At 65.4% G+C, this 22,965-nt stretch carries 23 protein-coding genes and 1 tRNA gene; 21 read left to right on the top strand and 3 right to left on the bottom strand.

All coding sequences use genetic code 11. The annotated features are described in order from the left end of the window. Positions 1-104: 104 nt before the first annotated feature. Both ASC87_RS07550 and ASC87_RS07545 read right to left on the bottom strand, forming a co-directional pair. Positions 105-752, bottom strand: coding sequence for an ANTAR domain-containing response regulator (locus tag ASC87_RS07550; RefSeq protein WP_056659097.1), 648 nt, complete (start codon positions 750-752; stop codon positions 105-107). A 93-nt stretch (positions 753-845) separates the two neighbouring features. Further along, positions 846-1,052, bottom strand: a complete 207-nt coding sequence (locus tag ASC87_RS07545) for a hypothetical protein (protein ID WP_157603889.1) — start codon at positions 1,050-1,052, stop codon at positions 846-848. 285 nt (positions 1,053-1,337) lie between these two features. Between ASC87_RS07545 and tsaD the strand changes: the two genes are divergently transcribed. Continuing rightward, positions 1,338-2,366: a tRNA (adenosine(37)-N6)-threonylcarbamoyltransferase complex transferase subunit TsaD gene (gene tsaD, locus ASC87_RS07540; RefSeq protein WP_056659091.1), complete on the top strand. Its 1,029-nt coding sequence runs from the start codon at positions 1,338-1,340 to the stop codon at positions 2,364-2,366. 14 nt (positions 2,367-2,380) lie between these two features. On the opposite strand, the gene ASC87_RS07535 is transcribed toward tsaD, so the two are convergent. Beyond that, on the bottom strand, positions 2,381-2,815 hold the full coding sequence (locus ASC87_RS07535) for an Hsp20/alpha crystallin family protein (RefSeq protein WP_056659088.1): 435 nt from the start codon (positions 2,813-2,815) through the stop codon (positions 2,381-2,383). 326 nt (positions 2,816-3,141) lie between these two features. Here ASC87_RS07535 and rpsO point away from each other — a divergent pair, with 326 nt between their 5' ends. The 20 genes from rpsO (at position 3,142) to nuoN (ending at position 22,950) form a co-directional block, all read left to right on the top strand. Next, the gene (rpsO, locus tag ASC87_RS07530; RefSeq protein ID WP_056659085.1) at positions 3,142-3,408 is read left to right on the top strand and encodes a 30S ribosomal protein S15; all 267 of its coding nucleotides are present in this window, start codon (positions 3,142-3,144) and stop codon (positions 3,406-3,408) included. Between the two features lie 262 nt (positions 3,409-3,670). Beyond that, positions 3,671-5,785, top strand: coding sequence for a polyribonucleotide nucleotidyltransferase (gene pnp / locus ASC87_RS07525; protein WP_056659082.1), 2,115 nt, complete (start codon positions 3,671-3,673; stop codon positions 5,783-5,785). Positions 5,786-5,806: 21 nt separating this feature from the next. Then, positions 5,807-6,793: an NAD(P)H-quinone oxidoreductase gene (locus ASC87_RS07520; RefSeq protein WP_056659079.1), complete on the top strand. Its 987-nt coding sequence runs from the start codon at positions 5,807-5,809 to the stop codon at positions 6,791-6,793. Positions 6,794-6,824: 31 nt separating this feature from the next. Further along, a complete protein-coding gene (tpiA, locus tag ASC87_RS07515) occupies positions 6,825-7,565 on the top strand; it encodes a triose-phosphate isomerase (RefSeq protein WP_056659076.1) in 741 nt (246 codons plus the stop codon). 45 nt (positions 7,566-7,610) lie between these two features. Beyond that, a complete protein-coding gene (secG, locus tag ASC87_RS07510; RefSeq protein WP_056659073.1) occupies positions 7,611-8,030 on the top strand; it encodes a preprotein translocase subunit SecG in 420 nt (139 codons plus the stop codon). Between the two features lie 149 nt (positions 8,031-8,179). Beyond that, positions 8,180-8,264 (top strand) — tRNA-Leu (locus ASC87_RS07505). Positions 8,265-8,333: 69 nt separating this feature from the next. After that, a complete protein-coding gene (locus tag ASC87_RS07500; protein WP_056659070.1) occupies positions 8,334-8,693 on the top strand; it encodes an NADH-quinone oxidoreductase subunit A in 360 nt (119 codons plus the stop codon). Between the two features lie 15 nt (positions 8,694-8,708). Further along, a complete protein-coding gene (locus tag ASC87_RS07495; RefSeq protein ID WP_056659068.1) occupies positions 8,709-9,185 on the top strand; it encodes an NADH-quinone oxidoreductase subunit B family protein in 477 nt (158 codons plus the stop codon). A 12-nt stretch (positions 9,186-9,197) separates the two neighbouring features. Beyond that, positions 9,198-9,794: an NADH-quinone oxidoreductase subunit C gene (locus ASC87_RS07490; protein ID WP_056659064.1), complete on the top strand. Its 597-nt coding sequence runs from the start codon at positions 9,198-9,200 to the stop codon at positions 9,792-9,794. Next, positions 9,794-11,047, top strand: a complete 1,254-nt coding sequence (locus ASC87_RS07485; RefSeq protein ID WP_056659060.1) for an NADH-quinone oxidoreductase subunit D — start codon at positions 9,794-9,796, stop codon at positions 11,045-11,047. The genes ASC87_RS07490 and ASC87_RS07485 overlap by 1 nt, the downstream gene beginning before the upstream one ends. A gap of 7 nt (positions 11,048-11,054) precedes the next feature. Then, complete coding sequence (nuoE, locus tag ASC87_RS07480) at positions 11,055-11,558, top strand: NAD(P)H-dependent oxidoreductase subunit E (RefSeq protein ID WP_056659056.1); 504 nt, start codon at positions 11,055-11,057, stop codon at positions 11,556-11,558. A 14-nt stretch (positions 11,559-11,572) separates the two neighbouring features. Then, positions 11,573-12,928: an NADH-quinone oxidoreductase subunit NuoF gene (nuoF, locus tag ASC87_RS07475; protein WP_056659320.1), complete on the top strand. Its 1,356-nt coding sequence runs from the start codon at positions 11,573-11,575 to the stop codon at positions 12,926-12,928. Between the two features lie 25 nt (positions 12,929-12,953). Further along, positions 12,954-15,266, top strand: a complete 2,313-nt coding sequence (nuoG, locus tag ASC87_RS07470; protein ID WP_056659053.1) for an NADH-quinone oxidoreductase subunit NuoG — start codon at positions 12,954-12,956, stop codon at positions 15,264-15,266. Positions 15,267-15,279: 13 nt separating this feature from the next. Then, positions 15,280-16,344, top strand: coding sequence for an NADH-quinone oxidoreductase subunit NuoH (gene nuoH, locus ASC87_RS07465; RefSeq protein ID WP_056659050.1), 1,065 nt, complete (start codon positions 15,280-15,282; stop codon positions 16,342-16,344). A gap of 7 nt (positions 16,345-16,351) precedes the next feature. Next, positions 16,352-16,849 (top strand): NADH-quinone oxidoreductase subunit NuoI, encoded by a 498-nt coding sequence (gene nuoI / locus ASC87_RS07460; protein WP_056659047.1) that lies wholly within the window; start codon positions 16,352-16,354, stop codon positions 16,847-16,849. A 57-nt stretch (positions 16,850-16,906) separates the two neighbouring features. Next, the gene (locus ASC87_RS07455; protein ID WP_056659042.1) at positions 16,907-17,554 is read left to right on the top strand and encodes an NADH-quinone oxidoreductase subunit J; all 648 of its coding nucleotides are present in this window, start codon (positions 16,907-16,909) and stop codon (positions 17,552-17,554) included. After that, the gene (gene nuoK, locus ASC87_RS07450) at positions 17,551-17,889 is read left to right on the top strand and encodes an NADH-quinone oxidoreductase subunit NuoK (RefSeq protein ID WP_056659039.1); all 339 of its coding nucleotides are present in this window, start codon (positions 17,551-17,553) and stop codon (positions 17,887-17,889) included. Before ASC87_RS07455 ends, nuoK begins: the two co-directional genes overlap by 4 nt. A gap of 3 nt (positions 17,890-17,892) precedes the next feature. Next, the gene (nuoL, locus tag ASC87_RS07445) at positions 17,893-19,935 is read left to right on the top strand and encodes an NADH-quinone oxidoreductase subunit L (RefSeq protein WP_056659035.1); all 2,043 of its coding nucleotides are present in this window, start codon (positions 17,893-17,895) and stop codon (positions 19,933-19,935) included. Positions 19,936-19,956: 21 nt separating this feature from the next. Further along, positions 19,957-21,450 carry an NADH-quinone oxidoreductase subunit M gene (locus ASC87_RS07440; protein WP_056659031.1) on the top strand — a complete coding sequence of 498 codons (1,494 nt, stop codon included), beginning with the start codon at positions 19,957-19,959 and terminating at the stop codon, positions 21,448-21,450. Between the two features lie 21 nt (positions 21,451-21,471). Further along, positions 21,472-22,950, top strand: a complete 1,479-nt coding sequence (gene nuoN, locus ASC87_RS07435) for an NADH-quinone oxidoreductase subunit NuoN (protein ID WP_056659028.1) — start codon at positions 21,472-21,474, stop codon at positions 22,948-22,950. The last annotated feature ends 15 nt before the right edge of the window (positions 22,951-22,965 follow it).

Genomic DNA, 22,965 nt, shown 5'->3' with positions numbered 1-22,965 from the left:
TCAAAGTCGAGGATCGCCGTTGATCCTCTGCCGGAGTATTTGCAAGCGCTGTGCCAGCCCGTTTTGCCGCCCGCTGCACCCGTTCGGTGCCGCGGTGCACGGAATCAGGCGAGCAGGTCGCTCACGTCGATCAGGCGCTGCGCCACCTCGGCGAGGCGCATGCCCTTGTCCATCGCGGTCTTGCGCAGGCGCGCGTACGCGTCCTGTTCGGTGAGGCCGTGCTGCCGGATGAGGATGCCCTTCGCGCGGTCGATCACCTTGCGGTCGGACAGCTCGGTGCGTGCGTCCGCCAGCTCGCGGCGCAGGCCTTCCTCGTGCTGGAAGCGGGCAAGGGCCACCTCGAGCACCGGCTTGACGCGGTCGGGGGCCATGCCGGCCACCACGTAGGCGGTGACCCCGGCCGCGATGGCTGCACCGACATGGGATGTGTCTTCGTCTTCCGTGAACAGCACGATGGGGCGGCGCGCCTCGCGGGTGGCCATCACGACGTGTTCCAGCGTGTCGCGCGCCTGGCTTTCGGCGTCGACGATGATCATGTCGGGGGCGATCTGGGCAAGCCGGTCGGGGAGGAACACGTCCGCCGGCAGCACCGCCACGATGTTGTACCCGTTCTCCAGCAGCCCGATGCGCAGCGTGCGCGACCGCTCGGCCTCGGTGAACGCCCGGGTGTCGCTCCCGTCGGCCAGCAGCGAGTCCGGCGCGACGATCACGATGCGCAGCGGCGAGGCGGAGGAGGGGCGCGGCGAGTTCATGCGCGGGAAGCGAGCAACATCTGCGCCAGAACGGGGCGCCGAACGTGAAAAAACCCGCGCGCAGCGGGCTTCATTTGCGAGGGCAGGGGGGCGTCAGCGGCTGCCGTGCGACAGGTTGAACTTGCGGCGGATCCAGTTGCCCAGGGGGCGCACCGAATCGAGCAGGGTGTCGGAGACGAACAGCTCGCGCTCGGCCAGCAGGCCTCGCGACTCGAGCGAGTCGAGGAACTGGCGCACTTCCTGGCGGCGCACGCCGCTGCTCGTCATCAGCTGCGACAACGACACGTACCGATGCGACATGTCGCTCAGCATCCGCCGGTAGGCGGAACCTTGATAGGGGGCCGGTAGGTCCGGCCAGGATGTGAGGCGATATTCCTTCATGGGGTTCCCCAACGACAAAGCGTGATCTAGTTTTGGGGGAGCATCTGCATCGAAACAGAAGCTCCGGGTCCTCAGCGTAAGCCATCGCCCGAGATGTACGATGAGTCCCCCCTAGATTCTCTGGAAAACACCTGTTCAGTAGTGTGACAAAATGAAACCGCGTTCGGCAAAATCCACGCTTTCCCTGCTTGTTACACTGAACCGATGAAGGTACTAGGCATCGAATCGTCGTGTGACGAAACCGGGGTGGCCGTGGTCGAGGCCCGATCGTCGGGTGTTCCCACGCTGCTGGCGCACGCATTGCACAGCCAGATCGACATGCACCAGGCCTACGGTGGCGTGGTGCCGGAGCTCGCCTCGCGCGACCACATCCGCCGGGTCGTGCCGCTCGCCCGCCAGGTGCTGGCCGAGGCGAAGCTCGACCTGGCCGGCATCGACGTCGTGGCCTACACCAAGGGGCCGGGGCTTGCCGGTGCGCTGCTCGTGGGCGCAGGCGTGGCCTGTTCTCTCGCCGCGGCCCTCGGCAAACCGGTGCTGGGGGTGCACCACCTCGAAGGCCACCTGCTCTCGCCGTTCCTGGCAACCGACCCGCCGGAATTCCCGTTCGTGGCGCTGCTGGTCTCCGGCGGGCACACCCAGCTGATGCGGGTGGACGACGTGGGGTGCTACGAGCTCCTCGGGGAAACCATCGACGATGCGGCCGGCGAGGCCTTCGACAAATCCGCCAAGCTGATGGGGCTCGGCTACCCGGGCGGCCCGGCGCTGTCGCGCCTGGCCGCGTTCGGTGACCCCTCGGCGTTTTCGCTGCCGCGGCCGCTGCTGCACAGTGGCAACCTCGATTTTTCGTTCGCCGGCCTGAAGACGGCGGTGCGCACCCAGGTGCTCAAGCTGGGCGGAAACGTGTGCGAGCAGGACAAGGCCAACCTCGCGGCCGCCACGCAGGAGGCCATCGTCGAGGTGCTGGTGCGCAAGTCGGTGGCGGCGCTCCAGCAGACGGGCCTGAAGCGGCTCGTCGTGGCCGGCGGGGTAGGGGCCAACACGATGTTGCGCGAGCAGTTGAACACCCAATGCGCGAAGCGCCAGGTCCGGGTGCACTACCCGGAACTGGCGCTCTGCACTGACAACGGCGCGATGATCGCGCTGGCTGCGGCCATGCGCCTGCAGCGGGGCGCCGTGCCCGGGTTCGACCAGGGCTTCGACGTGCGCCCGCGCTGGGCGCTGTCGGCCGCCTGACGGCCCTCGGCCTCTCAGCCGATGGCGACCTGCGTGGCGCCGGTGGGCACCTTCTTGGTCAGCGCCAGCGTCAGCACGCCGTTGTCGAACTTCGCCGACGCGCTGGCGGCGTCCACCTCGGACGGCAGCGCCACGGTGCGGGCATAACGGGCCTGGGTGCGCTCGCGGTACAGCACGCGTTGGCCTTCCTCGGCCGGCGCCTCCGCGGCGTCCGCCGTCTCGAGCACCACGCGGCGCCCTTGCACGGACACCTTCAGCTGTTCGCGGGTGACCCCCGGTACGTCGAAGGCGAGGGTGTAGGCGGTGTCGCTTTCGGTGACGTCCATCGCCGGCACGCGCGAGGTGCTGGCCGGGGCGCTCACGCGCTCGGAGAACAGCTGGTCGAGCAGCCGGGCCGAGGCAAAGCGGCGGGGGGCGGAAACGGAGACCGGGGCGGGGAACACAAACATGGGAGACTCCTGGGTGGTTCGGTGAAGCCGCTGCACCGTTGCAGCACGCCATGGTTCCGAATTTGGAGCGCGCGAAGGCAATTCAAGGGACTTGAAATCCGCGGGTCCGACCCCGTGCCGAAAGATTTTTGACGGCACCCCTGCGGAGCGGGCGCTCCGCCTTCCGCTATAATCATCGGGCTTTGCGCTCCCAGGGGGCGTGAGCGGCCACCGAACGTGGTCTTTCGCACGGCGCGGGGAGGTTTCCCCCGCTACCGCAAGTCAACCCACCCGAAACCGCGACCCCATCCAGTGGGCAGCGACCGGGTATTTCTGGAAACACACAGATGTCCACCGTCGAACAAAAAGCCGAGATCGTCAAGTCGAACGCACGCAGCGCCAACGACACCGGGTCCCCCGAAGTCCAGGTCGCCCTGCTGACCGCCCGCATCAACGAGCTGACCCCCCACTTCAAGACCCACCTGAAGGACCACCACGGCCGCCGCGGTCTCCTGAAGATGGTCAACACCCGCAAGAGCCTGCTGGCCTACCTGAAGGCCCGTGACGCTGACCGCTACACGGCCCTGATCCAGAAGCTGGGTCTGCGCAAGTAATCGCACGGGAACTCGTGAACCCCACGTCGCGAGCAGTTCCGGCGAATCTGTCCGGTTCATGAGTTCCAAAAAGAGCCTGTCTGGGATCGCCAGCACAGGCTCTTTGTTTTGGAGTCCAGGCGTCCACCGATGACGATGTGTCATTCCACCAGCGTTCGATGCGCTTCCGCACCGAGCGCTCATGGAATGGCATCGCGCCAGGATGCTGCAACTCCAGGGTCGAGGCGCCACCCTCCAGGCGTCGCACACTGAGGAGAGACACATGAGCATGTTCAACAAAGTCACCAAGACCTTCCAATGGGGTCAACACAAAGTCACGCTCGAAACCGGTGAGATCGCGCGCCAATCTGGCGGCGCCGTGCTGGTCGACATCGAAGACACCGTGATCCTGGCCACCGTGGTCGGTGCCAAGAACCCGAAGCCGGGGCAAGACTTCTTCCCGCTGACCGTCGACTACATCGAGAAGACCTACGCCGCCGGCAAGATCCCCGGCAGCTTCTTCAAGCGCGAAGGCCGCCCGAGCGAACTCGAGACGCTCACGTCGCGCCTGATCGACCGCCCGCTGCGCCCGCTGTTCCCTGAAGGCTTCTACAACGAAGTCCAGGTCGTCATCCACGTGCTGTCGCTGAACCCCGAGGTCTCGGCCGACATCGCCGCCCTGATCGGCTCCAGCGCTGCGCTCGCCATCTCCGGCATCCCGTTCAACGGCCCCATCGGCGCTGCACGCGTGGGCTACATCAACGGCGAGTACGTGCTGAACCCGGGCAAGACCCAGCTGCTCGACTCGACGATGGACCTCGTCGTCGCCGGCACCGAAGCCGCCGTGCTGATGGTGGAATCCGAAGCACGGCAACTGAGCGAAGAAGTGATGCTCGGCGGCGTGGTGTTCGGCCACCAGCAAGGCAACATCGCCATCGCGGCCATCAACGAACTCGTGCGCGACGCCGGCAAGCCGGCCTGGGACTGGCAGCCGCCCGCCAAGGACGAGGCCTTCATCGGCCAGGTCACCGCGCTGGCCGAAGAGAAGCTCCGCGCCGCCTACCAGATCCGTTCCAAGCAAGCCCGCACGCAAGCCACGCGTGAAGTCACCGCTGGCGTGGTGGCTGCCCTGACCGCCGACGCCATCGCGTTCGACAAGGTCAAGGTCGACAACGTGCTGTTCGACATCGAAGCCCGCATCGTGCGCAGCCAGATCCTGTCGGGCGAGCCGCGCATCGACGGCCGCGACACCCGCACCGTGCGCCAGATCGAGATCCGCAACGGCGTGCTGCCGCGCGTGCACGGCTCGGCGCTGTTCACCCGTGGTGAAACGCAGGCGCTGGTGGCTGCCACGCTCGGCACCGACCGTGATTCGCAGAAGATCGACGCCCTCGCCGGCGAGTTCAGCGAACACTTCATGCTGCACTACAACATGCCTCCGTTCGCCACCGGCGAAACCGGCCGCGTGGGCACGCCGAAGCGCCGCGAAATCGGCCACGGCCGCCTGGCCAAGCGCGCGCTCGTCGCCGTGCTGCCGGACCGCACCGAGTTCCCGTACTCGATGCGTGTCGTGTCGGAAATCACCGAATCGAACGGTTCGTCGTCGATGGCCTCGGTGTGCGGCGGCTGCCTCGCACTGATGGACGCTGGCGTGCCGCTGAAGGCGCACGTCGCCGGCATCGCCATGGGCCTGATCAAGGACGGCAACCGCTTCGCCGTGCTGACCGACATCCTGGGTGACGAAGATCACCTCGGCGACATGGACTTCAAGGTGGCAGGCACCACCGCCGGCATCACCGCGCTGCAGATGGACATCAAGATCCAGGGCATCACGAAGGAAATCATGCAGGTCGCGCTGGCGCAGGCCAAGGAAGCCCGCCTGCACATCCTCGGCGAGATGACGAGCGCCCTGGGCGAAGCGAAGACCGAGGTCTCGCAGTTCGCGCCGCGCCTGTACACGATGAAGATCAACCCGGAAAAGATCCGTGACGTGATCGGCAAGGGCGGCGCCACCATCCGTGCGCTGACCGAAGAAACCGGCACCACGATCGACATCGGCGAAGACGGCACCATCACCATCGCCTCGGCCGACGCCGACAAGGCCGCGTACGCCAAGAAGCGCATCGAAGAGATCACCGCCGAAGTGGAAGTGGGCAAGGTCTACGAAGGCCCCATCACGAAGCTGCTCGAGTTCGGCGCGCTCGTGAACCTGCTCCCGGGCAAGGACGGTCTGCTGCACATCAGCCAGATCGCCCACCAGCGCGTGGAGAAGGTCACCGACTTCCTGAAGGAAGGCCAGATCGTCAAGGTCAAGGTGCTCGAGACCGACGAAAAGGGCCGCATCAAGCTGTCGATGAAGGCGCTGATCGAGCGCGACCAGCAACCCGCTGGCGAGTGATCGGCCAAAGGCCCTGACGCCATGAAAGCCATCGAGATCTCCACGTACGGGGCGCCTGAGGTGCTCCGCCTGGCCGACCGCCCGGACCCCGTTCCGGGCGCAGGCGAGGTGTTGATCCGTGTGGCGGCGTCGGGCGTGAACCGCCCCGATGTCCTGCAGCGCAAGGGCTTCTACCCGGTGCCCCCGGGTGCGTCCGACCTGCCGGGCCTCGAGGTGGCGGGTGTCATCGTGGGTGGTGACGCCGCGGCGATGGCCGCTGCCGGCCTGAAGGCGGGCGACCGCGTTTGCGCGCTGGTGGCCGGTGGCGGGTATGCCGAACTGTGTGTCGCGCCGGTGGGCCAGTGCCTGCCGGTGCCGCAAGGCTTCAGCGACATCGAGGCGGCCAGCCTGCCGGAAACGTTTTTCACGGTGTGGTCGAACGTGTTCGACCGCGCGCGCCTGCAGCCGGGTGAGGTGTTCCTGGTGCAGGGCGGCACGAGCGGCATCGGTGTCACGGCCATCCAGCTTGCCAAGGCGTGGGGCGCCACGGTGATCGCCACCGCGGGCAGCGACGACAAGTGCCGCGCGTGTGCCGACCTGGGTGCCGACCACGCCATCAACTACCGCACGCACGATTTCGTGGCCGAGGCCAAGCGCATCACCGAAGGGCGCGGCGTCGACGTCGTGCTCGACATGGTGGCGGGCGACTACGTGGCGCGCGAGATCCAGTGCCTGGCCGAGGATGGCCGCATCGTGATCATCGCGGTGCAGGGTGGGGTGGACGCCAAGATCGACGCGGGCCTCGTGCTGCGCCGTCGCCTGGTGATCACCGGTTCCACGCTGCGGCCGCGTCCGTTGGCCTTCAAGGCGGCCATTGCCGCGTCGTTGCGCCAAACCGTGTGGCCCTGGCTCGAGGCGGGCCGCATCAAGCCTGTGATCCACCAGACGTTCGCCGCGGCCGATGCCGGCCAGTCGCACGCGCTGATGGAATCGAACCAGCACATCGGCAAGCTGGTTCTCACCTGGTGAACCTGACCGAACCCGAACAAGGAAGATGACGATGCGTCGCAAGCTCGTGGTGGGCAATTGGAAGATGAACGGCAGCCGTGCGGCCAACGCCGAACTGCTGGCCGGCCTCAATGCCGCCGGGCCGTGGGATGCCGCGGTGGCGGTGTGCTCGCCGTTCCCGTACCTGGGCGACGTGGCCCTGTCGCTGCAGGGCAGCCGCATCCAGTGGGGTGCCCAGGATTGCTCGGCCCACGAGTCGGGTGCGTTCACCGGCGAGGTGTCGGCGTCCATGCTGGCCGAGTTCGGTTGCCATTTCGTGATCGTGGGCCACTCGGAGCGCCGCGCGCTGCACGGCGAGTCCGACCAGCTGGTGGCCGACAAGGCCAAGGCGGCGCTGGCCCACAAGCTCACCCCCATCGTCTGCGTGGGCGAAACGCTGGCCGAACGCGAGGCCGGTGAAACGGACCATGTGGTCAAGCGCCAGTTGTCGGCGGTCATCCACACGCTTGGCCACTGCATCTCGCAGGTCGTGGTGGCCTACGAGCCCGTGTGGGCCATCGGCACCGGCAAGACCGCCTCGCCGGAGCAGGCCCAGGCCGTGCACGCGCTGCTGCGCGCGCAACTGCATGCGGCCACCACCAAGTCGGACGAGATGCTGATCCTCTACGGGGGCAGCATGAAGCCCGACAACGCGGTGCAGCTGCTCGGCCAGGCTGACATCGACGGCGGCCTGATCGGCGGCGCGTCACTCAAGGCGGCGGATTTCGCCGCCATCTGCAAGGCGGCCGGCTGATCGCCGCCGTTCCTTGCCCTCAGAATCTTCCGGAGCTAAAAGAAAATGCAAATGCTGTTGAACGTGGTGCTGGCCGTCCAGATGTTGTCGGCCCTGGTGATGATCGGCCTGGTGCTCATCCAGCACGGCAAGGGCGCCGACATGGGGGCGTCGTTCGGCAGTGGTTCGTCGGGCAGCCTCTTCGGCGCCACGGGCAGCGCGAACTTCCTGTCGCGCTCCACGGCCATTGCGGCCGCGGTCTTCTTCTGCTGCACGCTGGCCCTGGTGTACTTCTCCAGCTCGTCCCGCGGCACCCCCGCCACGAGCGACAGCGTGCTCGACCGTGCTGCCGGCCCGGCCGCCAGCGCGCCGGTGCAGATCCCGAGTGCCATGCAGGCGCCGGCATCGGGCGCGGCGGTGCCCGCTCCGGTGGTGCAGGCCAGTGCGCCTGAAGCTGCCGCATCGGCAGCTTCCACCACGAAGTAAGAGGTCTTGGAAGGGGTGGACAGAATGTCCTCCTAAATTGGTGTGCTGCAACGCAGCGTACCCCTGTGAAAATCAAGGGAATCAGGTTAGAATAAGTGGCTGTTCGGTGAGCAAACCTCAAGCGATCCGAACACTATGAAAAGTGCACCGCCGACGTGGTGAAATTGGTAGACACGCTATCTTGAGGGGGTAGTGGCGAAAGCTGTGCGAGTTCGAGTCTCGCCGTCGGCACCAGATCTTTCGACGGAGCGCGCTGATGTGCGCTCCGTCTTTGTCCTTAAGAAGACCTGAAGCAGGCCCACCATGAACCTGGCTCCCTACCTGCCCGTCATCCTGTTCATCCTGGTCGGCGTGGCGGTCGGTGTGGCGCCCCAGGTGCTGGGTTTCCTGCTCGGCCCGCGTCGCCCCGACACGGCAAAAAACTCTCCGTATGAATGTGGGTTCGAGGCGTTCGAAGACGCCCGGATGAAATTCGATGTGCGGTATTACCTCGTCGCCATCCTGTTCATCCTGTTCGACCTGGAAATTGCCTTCCTCTTCCCGTGGGCAGTTTCGCTGAAGGAAATCGGTGCCGTCGGCTTCTGGGCCATGATGGTGTTCCTGGGTGTCCTCGTCGTAGGTTTTGCCTACGAGTGGAAAAAGGGCGCATTGGACTGGGAATGATCAAGGGGTAGCAGTATGGGCATCGAAGGCGTACTCAAAGAGGGTTTTGTCACCACCAGCCTGGACACGGTGATCAACTGGTCCAAGACCGGCTCGCTGTGGCCCATGACGTTCGGTCTTGCTTGCTGTGCCGTCGAAATGATGCACGCGGGTGCGGCCCGCTACGACATCGACCGCTTCGGCATGTTGTTCAGGCCCAGCCCGCGCCAGAGCGACCTGATGATCGTCGCCGGCACGCTGTGCAACAAGATGGCACCCGCGCTGCGCAAGGTCTACGACCAGATGGCCGAGCCCCGCTGGGTGCTCTCCATGGGCTCGTGCGCCAACGGCGGCGGGTACTACCACTACAGCTACTCCGTCGTGCGCGGCTGCGATCGCATCGTGCCGGTGGACGTCTACGTGCCGGGCTGTCCGCCCACGGCCGAGGCGCTGCTCTACGGCATCCTGCAACTGCAGGCAAAGATCCGCCGCGAAAACACCATTGCTCGTTGAGGACCTGCAGCGATGAGCAAAATCGAAACGTTGAAGGCCCTCCTGGAGGCCGAACTCGGTCCGTCGATCAAAGCCCTGGTGCTCGATCGCGGTGAACTGACGCTGACCGTCAAGGCGGCCGACTACCTCGCCACCGCGCAGTTGTTGCGCGATCACCCCTCGCTCAAGTTCGAGCAGCTGCTCGACCTCTGCGGTGTCGACTACTCCAGCTACAAGGACCAGCCCTGGGATGGCCTGCGCTTCTGCGCCGTCTCCCACCTGCTGTCCATCACGAACAACTGGCGCCTTCGCCTGAAGGTGTTCTGCCCGGAAGACGACCTGCCGTCGGTGGCGTCCGTCACGCCCGTCTGGAACTCGGCCAACTGGTTCGAGCGCGAGGCGTTCGACCTGTACGGCATCCTGTTCGACGGGCACGAGGACCTGCGCCGCATCCTCACCGACTACGGTTTCATCGGCCACCCGTTCCGCAAGGATTTCCCCACGTCCGGCCACGTCGAGATGCGCTACGACGCGGAGCAGAAGCGCGTGATCTACCAACCGGTCACGATCGAGCCGCGCGAAATCACCCCCCGCATCATCCGTGAAGACAACTACGGTGGTCTGCATTAATGGCTGAGATCAAGAACTACACGCTGAACTTCGGTCCCCAGCACCCCGCCGCGCACGGGGTGTTGCGCCTCGTGCTCGAACTCGACGGCGAAGTGATCCAGCGTGCCGACCCGCACATCGGCCTGCTGCACCGCGCCACCGAAAAGCTGGCCGAAAGCAAGACGTACATCCAGAGCCTGCCGTACATGGACCGCCTCGACTACGTGTCGATGATGTCCAACGAGCAGGCGTACTGCATGGCCATCGAGAAGCTGATGGGCATCGACGTGCCGCTGCGCGCGCAGTACATCCGCGTCATGTTCGCCGAGATCACCCGGCTGCTGAACCACCTGATGTGGCTCGGCGCGCACGGCCTCGACTGCGGCGCCATGAACGTGCTGATCTACTGCTTCCGCGAGCGGGAAGACCTGTTCGACATGTACGAGGCGGTGTCGGGTGCGCGCATGCACGCGGCCTACTTCCGGCCGGGCGGCGTGTACCGCGACCTGCCCGAGGAGATGCCGCAGTACAAGGCCTCGAAGATCCGCAACGCGAAGGCCATCAACGCACTCAACGAGAACCGGCAAGGCTCGCTCCTCGACTTCATCGAGGACTTCTGCCGCCGCTTCCCGAAAAACGTCGACGACTACGAAACGCTGCTCACCGAGAACCGCATCTGGAAGCAGCGCACCGTGGGCATCGGCGTGGTCACGCCCGAGCGTGCCCTGAACCTGGGCTTCAGCGGCCCCATGCTGCGCGGCTCGGGCATCGCCTGGGACCTGCGCAAGAAGCAGCCGTACGACGCCTACGCGCACGTCGACTTCGACGTGCCGGTGGGCACCAACGGCGACACCTACGACCGCTACCTCGTGCGCATCGCCGAGATGCGCGAGTCGAACCGCATCATCCAGCAGTGCGTGACCTGGCTGCGTGCGAACCCTGGTCCGGTCATCACCGACAACCACAAGGTGGCGCCGCCGTCGCGCGTGGACATGAAGTCCAGCATGGAAGAGCTGATCCACCACTTCAAGCTGTTCACCGAAGGCTTCCGCGTGCCGGAAGGCGAGGTCTATGCCGCGGTCGAACACCCGAAGGGCGAGTTCGGCATCTACATCGTCAGTGACGGCGCCAACAAACCCTATCGCCTGAAGATCCGCCCGCCCGGTTTTGCCCACCTCGCGGCCATGGATGAAATGTCACGGGGTCACATGATTGCCGACGCCGTGGCGGTCATCGGCACCATGGACATCGTGTTCGGCGAGATTGACAGGTAATACCCCGATGAGCTCAACCGACGCCACCCCCTCGGCAGCAACGCTGGCACGTTTCGCCCGCGAAGTCGCGAAGTACCCGGCCGACCAGCGTCAGTCGGCCGTGATGGCCTGCCTCGCCATCGTCCAGCAGGAGCAGGGCCACGTGTCCGCCGAAGCCGAGCGGCAGATTGCCGATGTGCTGGGCATGCCGCCGATCGCGGTGCACGAGGTCACCACGTTCTACAACATGTACAACCAGGCGCCGCGTGGCACGTTCAAGCTGAACGTCTGCGCGAACCTGCCGTGCCAGCTGCGTGATGGCCAGAAGGCCCTGAACCACCTCTGCGAGAAGCTGGGTGTGGAGCAGGGTGGCACCACCGCCGACGGCCTGTTCACCGTGCAGAAGAGCGAATGCCTCGGTGCGTGCGCCGACGCGCCGGTGATGCTCGTCAACGACCGCCAGATGTGCAGCTTCATGACCCCCGAGCGCCTCGACGAACTCGTCGACACGCTGCGCGCGGCGATCAAGTGACCGAGGGCCCCGAGATGCAACCCCAGCTCGACCTCTCCAAGTTCCAGGCCAAGGGCCTCGAAACCTGCTTCCACGGCCGCCACATCGGCGCGCAGATCTACGCCGACCTCGACGGCAAGAACTGGTCCATCAAGGACTACGAAGCCCGCGGCGGCTACCAGGCCCTGCGCAAGATCCTCACCGGCGGCAACGGCGGCGAACCCATGACCCCTGACCAGGTCATCGCGGAAGTGAAGTCGTCGGGCCTGCGCGGCCGCGGCGGCGCCGGGTTCCCCACGGGCCTGAAGTGGAGCTTCATGCCCCGCCAGTTCCCGGGCCAGAAGTTCCTCGTCTGCAACTCCGACGAAGGGGAGCCGGGCACGTGCAAGGACCGCGACATCCTGATGTACAACCCGCACATCGTCATCGAAGGCATGGCCATTGCCGCCTTCGCGATGGGCATCAACGTGGGCTACAACTACATCCACGGCGAGATCTTCGAGGTGTACGAGCGCTTCGAGGCTGCGCTCGAGGAGGCCCGCGCCGCGGGGTTCCTGGGTGACAAGATCCTCGGCTCCGCGTTCAGCTTCCAGCTGCACGGCGCCCACGGCTTCGGCGCATACATCTGCGGTGAAGAGACCGCGCTGCTCGAATCGCTCGAAGGCAAGAAGGGCCAGCCCCGCTTCAAGCCGCCGTTCCCGGCCAGCTACGGCTTGTACGGCAAGCCCACCACGATCAACAACACCGAGACGTTCGCCGCGGTGCCGTGGATCATCCGCAACGGCGGCCAGCCGTACCTCGAGATCGGCAAGCCCAACAACGGTGGCACGAAGATCTTCTCGGTGGTGGGTGACGTGGAGCAACCCGGCAACTTCGAGATCCCGCTCGGCACGCCGTTTTCCAAGCTGCTCGAACTCGCCGGCGGCGTGCGCAAGGGCCGCAAGCTCAAGGCCGTGATCCCCGGCGGCTCGTCGTCACCGGTGCTGCCCGGCGGCATCATGATGGACCTGACGATGGACTACGATTCCATCGCCAAGGCCGGCTCCATGCTGGGGTCGGGCGCCGTCATCGTGATGGACGACTCCCGTTGCATGGTGCAAAGCCTGCTGCGCCTGTCGTACTTCTACATGCACGAAAGCTGCGGCCAGTGCACGCCGTGCCGCGAAGGCACGGGCTGGCTGTACCGCATGGTGGACCGCATCGCGAACGGCCAGGGCCGCCTGGAAGACATCGACCTGCTGAACTCGGTGGCCGACAACATCCAGGGCCGCACCATCTGCGCGCTGGGCGACGCCGCGGCGATGCCGGTGCGCGCCATGATCAAACACTTCCGCGACGAATTCGTGCACCTGATCGAGCACAAGACGTCCACGGTTCCCGCTTACGTCTGAGCGGACCCGCAAGGCGACAAACGACATGATCGAAATCGAACTCGACGGCAAGAAGGTGGAGGTGTTGGAGGGCAGCATGGTGATGCATGCCGCCGACAAGGCCGGCACCTACATCCCGCATTTCTGCTACCACAAGAAGCTGTCCATCGCGGCCAACTGCCGCATGTGCCTGGTCGACGTCGAAAAGTCGCCGAAGCCCATGCCGGCCTGCGCCACGCCCGTCACGCAGGGCATGATCGTCCGCACCAAGAGCGAGAAGGCACTGAAGGCCCAGCAGGGCGTGATGGAATTCCTGCTGATCAACCACCCGCTCGACTGCCCCATCTGCGACCAGGGCGGCGAATGCCAGCTCCAGGATCTGGCCGTGGGCTACGGTGCCTCGGCCTCGCGCTACAGCGAAGAAAAGCGCGTGGTGTTCCACAAGGACGTGGGCCCGCTGATCTCGATGGAAGAGATGAGCCGCTGCATCCATTGCACGCGTTGCGTCCGGTTCGGCCAGGAAGTGGCCGGCCAGATGGAACTCGGCATGATCCACCGCGGCGAGCACTCCGAGATCACCACGGTGGCCGGTGACACGATCGACTCCGAACTCTCCGGCAACATGATCGACATCTGCCCGGTGGGCGCGTTGACCAGCAAGCCGTTCCGCTACAGCGCCCGCACCTGGGAACTGTCGCGCCGCAAGAGCGTGAGCCCGCACGACAGCACCGGTGCCAACCTGATCGTCCAGGTCAAGTCGAACCGTGTGATGCGCGTGGTGCCGCTCGAGAACGAAGACGTCAACGAATGCTGGATCGCCGACCGCGACCGCTTCTCGTACGAATCGATCAACAGCGACGACCGGCTGACGCAGCCGATGGTCAAGCAGAACGGTGAGTGGCAAACCACCGACTGGACCACCGCGCTCGAGTACGTCTCGCGCAGCCTGACCGAAATCAAGCAGCAGCACGGTGCGCAAAGCCTCGGTGCCATTGGCTCGGCCCACAGCACGGTGGAAGAACTCCACCTGCTGGCCAAGCTCGTGCGTGGCCTAGGCAGCCAGAACATCGACCACCGCGTGCGCCATGCCGACTTCACCGCGCCGGAAGGCGTGCGCTGGCTCGGCACGTCCATCGCGTCGCTGTCGAACCTGCAGCGTGTGCTGGTCGTGGGCTCGTTCCTGCGCAAGGACCACCCGCTGTTCGCCTCCCGCCTGCGCCAGGCCACCCGCAAGGGCGCCAAGGTGCACAGCCTGCACGCCGTGCAGGACGACTGGCTGATGCCCGTTGCCAGCACGCTGACCGTGGCCCCGAGCGGCTGGGTGCAGACGCTCGCCGAGATCGCCGCCGCCGTGGCCGCCGAGAAGGGCGCATCCGCCCCCCTGAGCGCCAACGTGACCGATGCCGCCAAGGCGGTAGCCGTGTCGCTGCTGTCGGGCGAACGCAAGGCCGTGCTGCTGGGCAACGCTGCCGCACAACACCCGCAGGCAAGCGGCTTGCTGTCGCTGGCCAACTGGATCGGCGAACAGACCGGTGCCAGCGTGGGTTACCTGACCGAAGCGGCCAACACCGTGGGTGCGCAGCTCGTCAACGTGCTGCCGGGGCAGGGCGGCCTGAACGCCCAGCAGATGCTCACCGGTTCGCTCAAGGCGTGCGTGCTGCTGAACACCGAACCCGCGTTCGACGCGGCCAACCCGGCAGCCGCCGTGCGTGGCCTGCAAGGCGCGGCACTGGTGGTGGCACTCACGCCATTCAAGAACGCCGCGCTCGACGTGGCCGACGTGCTGCTGCCCATCGCCCCGTTCACCGAAACCTCGGGCACGTTCGTCAATGCCGAAGGCCGTGTGCAGAGCTTCCACGGCGTCGTCAAACCCCTGGGCGACGCGCGTCCGGCCTGGAAGGTGCTGCGTGTGCTCGGCAACCTGATGGGCCTGGAAGGGTTCGCGCAGGAAACCTCGGAAGAAGTGCGAGCCGAAGCGTTGGGCGATGTGTCGGCCGTGCCGGCCCGCCTGAGCAACAAGACCTCGGCCGTGGCAAAGCCCGCAGCGGCCACCACGGCGCTCGAGCGTGTGTCCGACGTGATGATCTACGCCACCGATTCGATGGTTCGCCGCGCCACGTCGTTGCAGCTCACGAAGGACGCGCGTCCGCCGGTCGCCGGCCTGTCGTCATCGCTGTGGGCCGAACTGGGCCTGAATGGCACCTCCGCCGTGCGCCTGTCGCAGGGTGAGGCCATCGCCGTGCTGACCGCGCAGCTCGACCCCACGCTGGCCGTCAACGCCGTGCGTGTACCGGCAGGCCACCCGGCCACCGCCGGCCTGGGTGCGATGTTCGGCCCGATCACCGTCGAGAAAGCCTGAGGACCACCCCGACATGCTCGACACGATCACCTCTTTTGGCAGCGCGACGCTCGGTGGGTTCTGGCCGGTCGTCTGGACGCTGATCAAGATCATCGCGGTGGTGGCACCGCTGATGCTCTGCGTGGCCTACCTCACGCTGTGGGAACGCAAGGCCATTGGCTGGACGCAGATCCGTCCGGGCCCGAACCGCGTGGGCCCCATGGGCCTGCTGACCCCCATCGCCGACGCGGTCAAGCTGATCTTCAAGGAGATCATCATGCCCACGGCAGCGAACAAGAGCCTGTTCCTGCTGGGCCCCGTGATGACCATCATGCCGGCGCTGGCCGCCTGGGCCGTGGTGCCGTTCGGCCCCGACGTGGTGCTGGCCAACGTCAACGCCGGCCTGCTGCTGCTGCTGGCCATCACGTCCGTCGAGGTGTACGGCGTGATCATCGCCGGCTGGGCATCGAACTCGAAGTACGCCTTCCTGGGCGCGCTGCGTGCTTCGGCCCAGATGGTGAGCTACGAGATCGCCATGGGCTTCTGCATGGTCGTGGTGCTGATGGTCTCGGGCACGCTGAACATGAGCGAGATCGTGCTGCAGCAAGGCCGCGGCCAGTTTGCCAGCATGGGCCTCGGGTTCCTGTCGTGGAACTGGCTGCCGCTGCTGCCCATCTTCGTTGTCTTCTTCATCTCGGGCCTCGCCGAAACCAACCGCCATCCGTTCGACGTGGTGGAAGGTGAATCGGAAATCGTGGCCGGCCACATGATCGAGTACTCGGGCATGGCCTTCGCCATGTTCTTCCTGGCCGAGTACGCCAACATGATCCTGGTGTCGATCATCACCGCCACGCTGTTCCTGGGCGGCTGGTTGTCACCGTTCGATTTTGCGCCGTTCAACTGGATCCCGGGCTGGATCTGGCTCGGCCTCAAGACCTTCGTCGTCGTGACCGTCTTCCTGTGGGTGCGCGCCTCGTTCCCGCGCTACCGCTACGACCAGATCATGCGTCTGGGTTGGAAGATCTTCATTCCGGTCACGCTGGTGTGGCTGCTGGTGGTGGGTCTCTGGATCCAGTCGCCGTACAACATCTGGAAGTGAGCTCCCCATGGCTGCCGTTGCCTCCATCAAGGATCTCTTCTCGAGTTTCCTTCTCATCGAGCTGTTCAAGGGCCTGGCCCTGACCGGCCGGCATTTCTTCTCGCGCAACATCACGGTGCAATTCCCCGAGGAAAAGACACCGCTGAGCCCGCGCTTCCGAGGCCTGCACGCCCTGCGCCGCTATGAAAACGGCGAAGAGCGCTGCATCGCCTGCAAGCTGTGCGAAGCCGTGTGCCCGGCGATGGCCATCACCATCGAATCGGAAGTGCGCGACGACGGTTCGCGCCGCACCACGCGCTACGACATCGACCTCACGAAGTGCATCTTCTGCGGCTTCTGCGAAGAAAGCTGCCCGGTCGACTCCATCGTCGAGACGCACGTGTTCGAGTACCACGGCGAAAAGCGCGGCGACCTGTATTTCACGAAGGACATGCTCCTCGCGGTGGGTGACCGCTACGAGGCCGAGATCGCCGCCAACAAGGAGGCTGACGCCCGCTACCGCTGACCGACAGGTCGGCGGATCAGGCCACCCGGTCAGGGCGGCCAGGCGCCTTCGAACCCCATGGACATGACCACTGCGCTTTTCTACGTTTTCTCTGCCGTGCTGCTGGGCGCTGCGTTCCGTGTGATCACGGCCCGCAGCCCGGTGCATGCGGCGCTGTTCCTCGTGCTGGCCTTTGCCTCCGCCGCGTGCGTGTGGATGCTGCTGCAGGCCGAGTTCCTCGCCATCTCGCTCGTGCTCGTCTACGTCGGCGCCGTGATGGTGCTGTTCCTGTTCGTCGTGATGATGCTCGACATCAACGTCGACGGGCTGCGTGCCGGTTTCTGGAAGCACTTCCCGCTCGCGGGCCTCGTGGGCGTGGTGATCGCGCTCGAGATGGCCGCGGTGCTGCTGGGCGGCTTCCGCCTCAGCGAGGCACCGCAGGCCACGGCCGCTGAAGTGGCACAAGGCAACACGAAGCTGCTCGGCATCGAGATCTACACCCAGTACCTGTACCCGCTGCAGCTCGCCGCCGTGCTGCTGCTGGTCGCCATCATCGCCGCCATCGCGCTGACGCTGCGCCCGCGCCGCGACACCAAGTCGATGAACCCGTCCGACCAGGTGCGTGTGAAGGCGCGTGACCGCCTGCGCATGGTCAAGATGGACGCCGTGGTGGAAGCGCCTGCCGCACCCGCCGGCGACCAGCCGGCCGCGGGAGAAACCAAATGACCAGTCTCGCGTTGGGCCCCATCACCCTCGGGCATTTCCTGTCCGTGGGCGCCATCCTGTTCGCCTTGTCGGTGATCGGGATCTTCCTGAACCGCAAGAACCTCATCGTGCTGCTGATGTGCATCGAGCTGATGCTGCTGGCGGTGAACCTGAACTTCATCGCGTTCTCGCACTACCTCCCGGTGGTCGCCGACCGCATGGCCGGCCAGGTGTTCGTGTTCTTCATCCTGACCGTGGCCGCCGCCGAGTCGGCCATCGGCCTCGCCATCCTGGTCGTGCTGTTCCGCAACCGCGCCACCATCAATGTCGACGAACTCGACGAGTTGAAGGGCTGATCGATGTCTGCACAACTCTCGCAGAACCTGTTGCTCGCGGTGCCGCTGGCACCGCTCGCCGGCGCCGTGATCGCCGGCTTCTTCGGCAAGGCGGTGGGCCGCCGCGGCTCGCACATCGCCACCATCCTGGGCGTGGCCATCGCCTTCATCCTGTCGGCCATGGTGCTGAAGGACGTGATCGCCGACGGCGCGCGCTTCAACGCCACCGTGTACGAATGGATGGTGCTGGGCAACCTGAAGATGGAAGTGGGCTTCATGGTGGACGGCCTCACGGCCATGATGATGTGCGTGGTGACGTTCGTGTCGCTGATGGTGCACATCTACACCATCGGCTACATGGAAGAGGACGCCGGTTACCAGCGCTTCTTCTCGTACATCTCGCTGTTCACGTTCTCGATGCTGATGCTCGTGATGAGCAACAATCTGCTGCAGCTGTTCTTCGGCTGGGAAGCGGTGGGCCTCGTGTCGTACCTGCTGATCGGTTTCTGGTACACGAAACCCTCGGCCATCTTCGCGAACATGAAGGCTTTCATCGTGAACCGGGTGGGCGACTTCGGCTTCATCCTCGGCATCGGCCTGATCGTGGCCTACGGCGACACGCTGAGCTACACCGAGGTGTTCGCCAAGGCGGGTGACCTCGCCAAGCTCGGGTTCCCGGGCACCGACTGGCTGCTCATCACCGTTATCTGCATCTGCCTCTTCATCGGCGCGATGGGCAAGAGCGCCCAGTTCCCGCTGCACGTGTGGCTGCCGGACTCGATGGAAGGCCCCACGCCCATCTCGGCACTGATCCACGCCGCCACGATGGTGACGGCCGGCATCTTCATGGTGGCGCGCATGTCGCCGCTGTTCGAGTTGTCCGACACGGCGCTGAACTTCGTGATGGTGATCGGCGCCATCACCGCGCTGTTCATGGGCTTCCTGGGCATCATCCAGAACGACATCAAGCGGGTGGTGGCGTACTCGACGCTCTCGCAGCTCGGTTACATGACCGTGGCCCTCGGCGCGTCGGCCTACTCGGTGGCCGTGTTCCACCTGATGACGCATGCGTTCTTCAAGGCGCTGCTGTTCCTCGGCGCCGGTTCGGTCATCATCGGCATGCACCACGACCAGGACATCCGCAACATGGGCGGCCTGCGCAAGTACATGCCCATCACCTGGATCACGTCGCTGCTGGGCTCGCTCGCGCTGATCGGCACGCCGCTGTTCTCGGGCTTCTATTCGAAGGACAGCATCATCGAGGCCGTGCACCTGAGCCACCTGCCGGCCGCCGGTTTCGCGAACTTCGCGGTGCTGGCCGGTGTTTTCGTGACCGCCTTCTATTCGTTCCGGATGTACTTCCTCGTCTTCCACGGCAAGGAACACTTCCACCACAAGCCGTTCCCGGGCGAACACGACCACCACGATGATGACCATGGCGGCCACGGTGACCACCACCACGCGCACACGCCGCACGAGTCCAAGTGGGTCGTCACGCTGCCGCTCGTGCTGCTGGCCATCCCCTCGGTGGTGATCGGCTACATGACCATCCAGCCCATGCTGTACGGCGACTTCTTCAAGGACGCCATCTTCATCAACCACGAGTTGCACCCGGCCATGAAGGAACTCGGCGAAGAGTTCCACGGCGCGCTCGCGATGGCGCTGCACAGCCTGAGCACCGCACCGCTGTGGCTCGCGCTGGCCGGTGTCGCGTCCGCGTACTTCTTCTACATGGTCAAGCCCGAGATCCCGGCGGCCATCAAGGCCCGCACCGGTTTCATCAACCGCATCCTCGAGAACAAGTACTACTTCGACTGGTTCAACGAAAACGTGCTCGCCGCCGGCGCCCGCCTGCTGGGCCGTGGCCTGTGGAAGGGTGGGGATGCGGCGTTGATCGACGGCGCCCTCGTCAACGGTTCGGCCCGCCTCGTTGGCGGCCTGGCCTCGGTGGTGCGTCTCGTGCAGACGGGTTACCTCTACTGGTATGCGCTGGTCATGATCCTCGGTGTCGTGGGCCTGATGACCTGGCAGTTGTGGCCCTACCTCAGCAACCCGCTGGGCAGATAAGCGGTCACGGAGAACAAGAACATGGGTTTGTTGAGTCTCGCCATCTGGCTGCCGGTCTTCTCCGGCGTGCTCCTCCTGGCTTTCGGCCGTGACCGCTACGCGGGCGCGGTGCGCTGGTTCGCGCTGGCCGCGGCCATCGTCAGTTTCCTCGTCACGATCCCGCTCTACACCGGGTTCGACCTCACCACGGCGGCCATGCAGTTCGTCGAGAACTCGGCCAACCCGGACAAGCAGTTCTGGATCGAACGCTTCAAGGCGCACTACCACCTCGGCGTCGACGGCATCTCGGTGTGGTTCGTGCTGCTCACTGCGTTCATCAACGTGATCGTGGTGATCTCCGCGTGGGAGGTCATCACCGACCGCGTGAACCAGTACATGGGCGCGTTCCTGATCCTGTCGGGCCTGATGATCGGCGTGTTCTCCGCGCTCGACGGCCTGCTGTTCTATGTGTTCTTCGAGGCCACGCTGATCCCGATGTACATCATCATCGGCGTGTGGGGTGGCCCGCGCCGGGTGTACGCGGCCTTCAAGTTCTTCCTCTACACGCTGGCCGGCTCGCTGCTGATGCTGGTGGCGCTGATCTACCTGTACTACAAGTCGGGCAGCAGCTTCGAGATCCTGACGTGGCACACGCTGCCGCTGTCGTTGCCGGCGCAGACCCTGCTGTTCTTCGCGTTTTTCGCGGCGTTTGCGGTCAAGGTGCCGATGTGGCCGGTGCACACGTGGTTGCCCGACGCCCACGTGGAAGCGCCCACCGGCGGTTCGGTGGTGCTGGCGGCCATCATGCTGAAGCTCGGCGGCTACGGTTTCCTGCGGTTCTCGCTGCCCATCGCCCCCGATGCCAGCCACGAGTACGCCTGGTTCATCATCGCGCTGTCGCTGATCGCCGTGATCTACGTGGGCCTCGTGGCCCTCGTGCAGCAGGACATGAAAAAGCTCGTCGCCTACTCATCGGTGGCGCACATGGGTTTCGTCACCCTCGGCTTTTTCCTGTTCAACGAACTCGGCGTGTCGGGTGCGCTGGTGCAGATGGTGTCGCACGGCTTCGTGTCGGGTGCCATGTTCCTGTGCATCGGCGTGCTGTACGACCGCGTGCACTCGCGTGAGATCGCCAGCTACGGCGGCGTGGTCAACACCATGCCCAAGTTCACCGCGTTCGCCGTGTTCTTCGGCATGGCCAACTGCGGCCTGCCGGCCACCGCTGGCTTCGTGGGCGAGTGGATGGTGATCCTTGGCACCGTGAAGGTGAACTTCTGGCTGGGCGCGCTGTCGGCCACCGCGCTGATCTTCGGCGCCGCCTACACGCTGTGGATGATCAAGCGCGTGTACTTCGGCTCGGTCGTCAACGACGACGTGCGTGGGCTGACCGACATCAACGCCCGCGAGTTCCTGATGCTGGCCGTGCTCGCGGTGGCAACGTTGTACATGGGTGTGTATCCGAAGCCCTTCACCGATGTGATGCACGTCAGCGTCAACGAACTGCTCCGCCACGTGGCCGTCTCGAAGCTGAACTGATCGGACCTCGGGAACGAAACAATGAATGACATGAACTGGTTGGCGATCTACCCCGAGCTCGTGCTGCTGACCATGGCCCTCGTGGTGTCCATGGTCGACCTGTGGGTCAAGAGCCCGCGCCGCACCCCCACGTACTGGCTGACGCAGCTCACGCTCGCCGTCGTGGCCGCCATGCACTACGCCTACATCGACGCCGATGCCATCTACGCGATGCAGGGCATGGTGGTGAGCGATTCGCTCGGCCACCTGCTGGGGTTCTTCTCCGCGCTGGCCGTGATGATCTCGCTCGTGTATGCACGGCCGTATGCCGCCGAACGCGAGATGCTCAAGGGTGAGCTGTTCACGCTGAGCCTGTTCTCGCTGCTGGGCATCAGCGTGATGCTGTCGGCCAACAACTTCCTCGTGATGTACCTCGGCCTCGAGCTGATGTCGCTGTCGCTGTACGCATTGACCGCGCTGCGCCGCGACCACGCGGCGGCCACCGAAGCGGCCATGAAGTACTTCGTGCTGGGGGCGCTCGCCAGCGGTTTCCTCCTGTACGGCCTGTCGATGATGTACGGCGCCACCGGGTCGCTCGAGATCCCGCGTGTGTTCGAGGCCATCGTGGCCGGCCAGATCAACCAGGCCGTGCTGGCCCTGGGCCTCGTGTTCGTGGTGTCGGGCGTGGCCTTCAAGCTGGGTGCGGTGCCGTTCCACATGTGGGTGCCCGACGTGTACCACGGCGCCCCCACGGCCGTGACGCTGCTGATCGCCGGCGCGCCCAAGCTGGCCGCGTTCGCGATGACGTTCCGCCTGCTGGTGGAAGGCCTGCTGGGTCTCGCGGTCGACTGGCAGCAGATGATCGTGGTGCTGTCGGTGGGGTCGATGTTCATCGGCAACGTGGTGGCCATCGCGCAGAGCAACCTGAAGCGGATGCTGGCGTACTCCACCATCAGCAACATCGGGTTCATGCTGCTCGGGTTCGCGCCCACGGTGATCGCCAACAACACGCTGTCGGCGCCCAACGGCTATGGCTCGGCGCTGTTCTACATCGTCACCTACGTGTTCACCACGCTCGGCACCTTCGGCATGGTGATGCTGCTGTCGCGCCAGGGGTTCGAGGCTGACCAGATCGACGATTTCAAGGGCCTGGCCAAGCGCAGCCCCTTCTTTGCCGCCGTGATGGCCGTGTTCATGTTCTCGCTCGCCGGCATTCCGCCCACCGTGGGCTTCTTCGCGAAGCTGTCGGTGCTGCAGGCCATCGTCACCACGAACGAAACCTCGTACATCGTGCTGGCCGTGATCGCGGTGGTGCTGTCGCTGGTGGGGGCGTACTACTACCTGCGCCTGGTCAAGGTCATGTACTTCGACGAACCCACCGACACCGCCCCCATCGCCGCCACGTTCGACGTGCGCGCCGTGCTGGCCGTGAACGGCCTGGCTGCGCTGGCCTTCGGCCTCGTGCCGGGTGGCTTGATGGAGCTGTGCGCCGGGGCCGTGCTGAACGCGCTCAAGAGCTGAGAGACTGAGGATTAC

Origin of the sequence: Rhizobacter sp. Root1221 (genome assembly GCF_001425785.1) — a bacterium.
In the GTDB taxonomy this organism is placed as follows: Bacteria; Pseudomonadota; Gammaproteobacteria; order Burkholderiales; family Burkholderiaceae_C; genus Rhizobacter.
This window is presented reverse-complemented; position numbering and strand designations above follow the sequence as displayed.